Annotated in this window: 7 protein-coding genes and 1 other RNA gene; all 8 read right to left on the bottom strand. The window is 69.6% G+C overall.

The window, feature by feature from the left end:
• Window positions 1-172: UDP-N-acetylmuramoyl-L-alanyl-D-glutamate--2,6-diaminopimelate ligase (locus tag HZB86_09945; protein ID MBI5905849.1), on the bottom strand; the 172-nt coding region annotated here is incomplete at its 3' end.
• The gene (locus tag HZB86_09940) at window positions 169-2,088 is read right to left on the bottom strand and encodes a transpeptidase family protein (protein MBI5905848.1); all 1,920 of its coding nucleotides are present in this window, start codon (window positions 2,086-2,088) and stop codon (window positions 169-171) included. The genes HZB86_09945 and HZB86_09940, both read right to left, overlap by 4 nt.
• 1 nt (window position 2,089) lies before the next feature.
• Window positions 2,090-2,422, bottom strand: a complete 333-nt coding sequence (locus HZB86_09935) for a cell division protein FtsL (GenBank protein ID MBI5905847.1) — start codon at window positions 2,420-2,422, stop codon at window positions 2,090-2,092.
• 24 nt (window positions 2,423-2,446) lie between these two features.
• Window positions 2,447-3,352, bottom strand: a complete 906-nt coding sequence (rsmH, locus tag HZB86_09930) for a 16S rRNA (cytosine(1402)-N(4))-methyltransferase RsmH (protein ID MBI5905846.1) — start codon at window positions 3,350-3,352, stop codon at window positions 2,447-2,449.
• A gap of 3 nt (window positions 3,353-3,355) precedes the next feature.
• Window positions 3,356-3,808: a division/cell wall cluster transcriptional repressor MraZ gene (gene mraZ / locus HZB86_09925; GenBank protein ID MBI5905845.1), complete on the bottom strand. Its 453-nt coding sequence runs from the start codon at window positions 3,806-3,808 to the stop codon at window positions 3,356-3,358.
• A gap of 166 nt (window positions 3,809-3,974) precedes the next feature.
• An RNA gene (gene rnpB, locus HZB86_09920) (RNase P RNA component class A) lies at window positions 3,975-4,377 on the bottom strand.
• Between the two features lie 18 nt (window positions 4,378-4,395).
• On the bottom strand, window positions 4,396-4,806 hold the full coding sequence (locus tag HZB86_09915) for a ribonuclease HI family protein (protein ID MBI5905844.1): 411 nt from the start codon (window positions 4,804-4,806) through the stop codon (window positions 4,396-4,398).
• Window positions 4,803-5,280, bottom strand: a 478-nt coding sequence (locus HZB86_09910) for a hypothetical protein (GenBank protein ID MBI5905843.1), incomplete at its 5' end; no start/stop codon positions are given. The genes HZB86_09915 and HZB86_09910, both read right to left, overlap by 4 nt.

Raw genomic sequence — 5,280 nt, 5'->3', positions numbered from 1 at the left:
GCGCGGCGGCCTCCAGGAAATCGTGCCCGTCGGACTTTCCTCCCCGGAGCGCCACGAAAAGGTCGCCGGGGCGGACGGATCGCGAATCCACGCGGATCCCGCCGACCTCGATGTCGTCACTGGGGCATGCGGCCCCTGGCGCCGCCGCGGAGAGAAGGGCCGAAAGCCTCACCGCTTCCCCTTGCCCGCGGTTGCCGCAACCGACACGGCTTCCGCCGCGAACTTCACCGTGCACTCCGTCCCGGGGACCAGGACGGCGCCGGGGGCCGGCGTCTGCGATCGCGCGACGCCGCTTCCCGAGAGGGAAAGCTTGACCGAATACCTGCCCATCAGGTCCACGACCCGTCCCATGGAGAGCCCCGCGAGGTCCGGCATGATCATCGCGCCGGTCGTCGCGGTCGACACGGAGGTGACGCGGACCGCTCCGGGGGATGCGACGTCCGGCCGGCGGGGGGAGGCCGCGATCGCCTCGGTGGGCTGGATGCCGAGGTAGTACGCCGTCTTCACCGCGATCTGGTTGAACGCCGGCGCGGCGACGACCCCGCCGTACACCTGGCCGCGCGGCTCGTCGATCACCACGAGGATCAGCAGCTCGGGATCCTGCAGCGGCAGGAAGCCGACGAAGGATGCGGTCCGCTTGCTGGCGGAATACCTCCCGGTCCCGTGCTCGACCTTCTGCGCGGTCCCCGTCTTTCCGCCGACCAGGAACCCCTTGATCCGCGCCTGGGTGCCGGTCCCGTCCTCCTGGACCACCCGTCCGAGGATCTCCCGCATGCGGGAGGAGGTGCCGGGCGAGAGGACCCGCCGCAGTTCCCGCGGCTCGCCGCGGAACACCGTCTTCCCCTCCGGATCGCGGATCTCGCGGACCACGTACGGCTTCATCACCTTCCCGCCGTTGACCACCGCGGCCATCCCGGCGGCCAGCTGCAGCGGCGTCACGGAGATCCCTTGCCCGAAGGAGACGGTCGCGCGGCGGATCCGGCTCTGGAATCCCGACCGGCTCGGGGAGAGGCCGGGGACCTCCCCCTGCAGTTCGATGCCGGTCCGGGAACCGAAGCCGAACGCGCGGATCATGTCGTAGAACCGGTCGCCGTCCATCCGGTCGTTGATCTTCGTGATGCCGATGTTGCTGGAGAACTTGATGACGTCGGGGGCGGTGAGCCACCCGTACCGGTGGGTGTCGTGGATCACCCTTCCCGCGTACCGGTACGACCCGTTCTCGCAGAAGAACCGATCCTCCATCCCGACCGCCCCCATCTCCAGCGCCGACGCCAGGGTGAACACCTTGAACGTGGAGCCGGGCTCGAAGCTGTCGGTCAGCGACCGGTTCTTCCGCGCTTCGGCCGGCGCGCCGGCGGGGGCGTTCGGGTTGAACGACGGCGCGGTCGCCATCGCGAGGATCTCCCCCGTCTTCGGCGACAGCACCAGCGCCATCCCTCCCCGGGCGTTGTACTTCGACACCGACGCCTGGAGCTCGGTCTCGGCGATGTGCTGGATGTTCCGGTCGATCGTCAGCGCGACCGAGTGCCCGTTCGGATTGGCCTCCACCGGGGTGCTCGCGGGAACGATGATGCGCCCCCGGGCGTCCCGCTCGCACGCGAGGAGCGCCCGCTCGCCGCGCAGATACTTGTTCAGGGAGAGCTCGATCCCCTCCATCCCCTCGCAGTCGAGGTTCGTGAAGCCGAGGAGGGAGGCGGCGAGCTCCCGGTTCGGGTAGAACCGCTTCGGCTCCTCCACGGTGCCGATGCCGTCGATCGCGGACGCCCTCCCGCGCGAATCCGGGTCGATCGCCGCCATCGCCGTCCGCACCTCGCGGACCGCCTCGTCGGCGGCCGTGGACGGCATCTGCCGGAGCTTTCCCGCCTGGACGAAGACCGACTTCGTGGCGATGCTCACGGCGAGCTCGCTCCCGGTCCGGTCGAGGATCAGCCCCCGCTTGGGGATCAAGGGGATGTTGGTGCAGTACTGCTTAGCGCCGCGCTCGCGGATCCCCTTCATTCCGAGGACCTGGATGTGGAACGCCCGGAAGACCACGAGGACGTACAGGGAGAGCAGCCCCCCGAGGATGATGCGGGCGCGGGGAGTCATCTCACCGGGTCACGCGGTCCATCCGGGGGTCCACCATCCGAAGCTCCGTCCGCGCGATGGTGTCGATCCGGGACGGGCTGCGCAGGGCGAGCATCTCGGTGCGCAGGACCTCCTGCTGCTTCAGCAGGGTACGCTTCTCCTCGAGCGCCGCGGAGACGCGGTAGCCGGTGCGGATGTACTGGCCCGAGAGCCAGATGTTGAACAGCCCGGTCCCCAGCAGGACGGCGAGCAGCGCGACGTACCCGCGCCGCCGGGGGACGACCGCGACCGGCGCCTTCTCCTTGCGGATCTCCGTGATGATGTACACGCCGTTCCCCACGGTAATCTTCGTCATGTCGCGGCCTCCTTTTTCGAGCCGTCAGATCCTGCGCGCCGCCCGGAGCTTCGCGCTGCGGGCCCTCGGGTTGTCCCGCGATTCCCGGTCCGTCGGCACGACCGGCTTGCGGGTCAGGATCGCGAGCGTCGCCGCCTTCCCCTCGCCGCCGGCCGCGTGCCGCCGGAACGCCGTCTTCACCAGCCGGTCCTCGAGCGAGTGGAAGCTGATCACCGCCACCCGCCCTCCCGGGGAGAGGTGCTCCGGGATCCGGTCGAGGAACGCGGCCAGGGAGGACAGCTCCCCATTGACCGCGATCCGGAGCGCCTGGAACACGCGGGTGGCCGGGTGGATGTCCCTGGGCCACGCCTTCCGCGGGATCGCCGCGCCCACAAGGGCCGCAAGCTCCGCGGTCGTGCGGATCGGTTCCCTCCTCCTCCGCTCCGCGACGGCCCGCGCGATCCGGCGCGAGAACCGCTCCTCGCCGTATTCGTAGATCAGGTCGGCGAGCTCCTTCTCCCGGGTGTCCCGCAGGATCTCCGCCGCCGTCGGGCCTCCGCCGCCCGGGTCGCGGCGCATGTCGAGGGGACCCTCCTCGCGGAACGTGAACCCCCGGGCCGGATCGTCGAGCTGCACGGAGGAGATCCCGAGGTCGAGCAGCGCCCCGTCGAACCGCCTTCCCCCGGCGGCCTCGCGCAGCGCGTCGAGGTCGGCGAAGTCGGAGTGCACCGTTCGCGCCCACGGGAAGCGGGAGAGCGCCTCGTCCGCGACGGCGAGCATCGAGGGGTCCGCGTCGGCGCAGACCAGAAGGCCCCCGGGGCCGATCCGCTCCGCGATCTCCGCCGCGTGTCCGCCGGCGCCGGTGGTCCCGTCGAGGAAGACCTCCCCGGGGGCGGGGGCAAGCAGTCCCAACGTCTCCTGGAAAAGAACGGGGATGTGACCCGCGGCCACCGATCAGATCCCGAGCGCGCTGATCTCCCGGGCCAGCTCGGGGTCTTCGTGCACTTCCTTCTCGAACCGGACCATCTCCTCCTGCCATCGCGCGAGCGACCAGATCTCGAACCGGTTCGGCATCCCGAGGATGACCACGTCCTTCTCGAGCGCGGCGTACGACCGCAGCGTCGGGGGAACGAGGATCCTCCCCTGCTTGTCCGGCACCGCCTCGACCGCGCCGCCGAGGAAGAATCGCACGAAGCCGTTCTTCTTCCGGTCGGTGGTCGGGACGAGGGATAGCCGCTCCTCGATCCGCGCCCAGTCGTCGGCGGCGAACACGAACAGGCAGTTCGAGAAATTCGTGAGGAAGAACGACTCCTGGCCGGATTCCTTCAGGTTGTCTCGGAACGGCGCCGGGATATTGACCCGGCCTTTGGGATCGATGGTATATTCGAAGCGACCACGGAAGATCATGGGGGCCTATTACCCACCTTTCCCCACAATTACCCACTTGTTGGGTATTCTACCGGGGATCCGAAGGGTGTCAAGCCATTTCACGCCGGACGGAAGAAAAATTCGCTCGGGGAGAGCGCGTGACGGAAACGGCGTTTGTGTGCGGAGATTCGGGGGACGGAAAAAGCGTCCGAGGAGGCCGTAAGCCGGGTTCTGTGCGCGGCGCCGGATCGCACCGCGTGGCGGCCATTTCTCTACGGCCCGCGTCGCCGCGGACCTTGAGCGGCCTGGACCCGAGGGCTCCGGGCGGGTCGCCCTTCCCCCGCCCCCTTTCGGGAGCGGAGTCGCCCTCCTATTCGGCCTTGCTCCGGGTGGGGTTTGCCGTGCCGCGGCGGTCGCCCGCCGCGCGGTGAGCTCTTACCTCACCTTTTCACCCTTACCGCCCGCCGAGGCGGGAGGCGGTGTGTTTTCTGTGGCACTGTCCTCGGGGTCGCCCCCACCGGGCGTTACCCGGCACCCTGCCCTGCGGAGCCCGGACTTTCCTCCCGCCCCCGGTAACGGTGGGGGCCGGCGGCCGCCTGGCCTCCTCGGACGCCTGCCAGCTGCGCTTACCCTTGCTGGTCGATCGCGAGGTTCGCCAGCCGGTCGGCCCGGCGGTTCTCCTCGCGTCCGACATGCAGTATACGGGCCGACGGAAAAGCGCGCAACCGGCGGCACGCCTCGAGATAGAGAGGCCGGAGGTGCTCCGCCTTCACCTTGTACTGCCCGTTCATCTGCCGCACGAGGAGCTCGGAGTCGGAGAATACCGTGAGCGACCCCGGGGAATGCTTCCCGGCCTCTTCGAGCGCCAGAAGCAGGGCGCGGTACTCCGCGACGTTGTTCGTGGTCTCCCCGAGGAAGGAGCTGAGCTCGACGGGAGGGCGGCCGTCCCCGAACTCGACGACGGCTCCGGCGCCCGCCGGCCCCGGATTGCCGCGGCTGGCGCCGTCCACGCGAACGGTGACGGGAACCCGGCTCACCCGCCGGCCGCCTCGCCTTCCACCGGCTCGAAGTAGAGGATCCGGTTGCAGTTGGGGCAGGTGTGGATCCGGTCCTCGCGCTGCAGCAGGTTGAACAGCTGCGGGGCGATGTTCATGTGGCAGCCGGTGCAGGAGTAGTTCCTCGCGGCGACGATCGCCAGCCCGTCCCGCCGATCGAAGATCATCTCGAACCGGCGCACCAGCCCCGGCTCGAGCTTCGACGCCACCTGGCGCTTCCGGGAGACGATCTTCCCGATGTCCCCGTCGAAGGCGCCCATCCGCGCCTCCACGTCGACCATCCGCTCCCGGTACTTCCCGGTGACCTCCTCGAGTTCGGCCTTGAGCTCGCCCCGCCGCTTCTCGGCCTCCTCGTACCGGGAGAGCAGCGCCAGCAGCTCCTCCTCGCGGGCGGCGTTGGTGCGGCGCGTCCCCTCGATCTCCTTGAGCATCGCGTAATATTCCTTGTTCGTCTTG

It is taken from the genome of Deltaproteobacteria bacterium, from assembly GCA_016234845.1.
Classification (GTDB): Bacteria; Desulfobacterota; Deferrimicrobia; order Deferrimicrobiales; family Deferrimicrobiaceae; genus JACRNP01.
This window is presented reverse-complemented; position numbering and strand designations above follow the sequence as displayed.

Excerpts from the sequence above, each read along its gene's own strand:
- HZB86_09940 (MBI5905848.1), bottom strand. The coding sequence starts at position 2,088 with ATGACTCCCCGCGCCCGCATCATCCTCGGGGGGCTGCTCTCCCTGTAC.
- HZB86_09935 (MBI5905847.1), bottom strand. The coding sequence starts at position 2,422 with ATGACGAAGATTACCGTGGGGAACGGCGTGTACATCATCACGGAGATC.
- mraZ (MBI5905845.1), bottom strand. The coding sequence starts at position 3,808 with ATGATCTTCCGTGGTCGCTTCGAATATACCATCGATCCCAAAGGCCGG.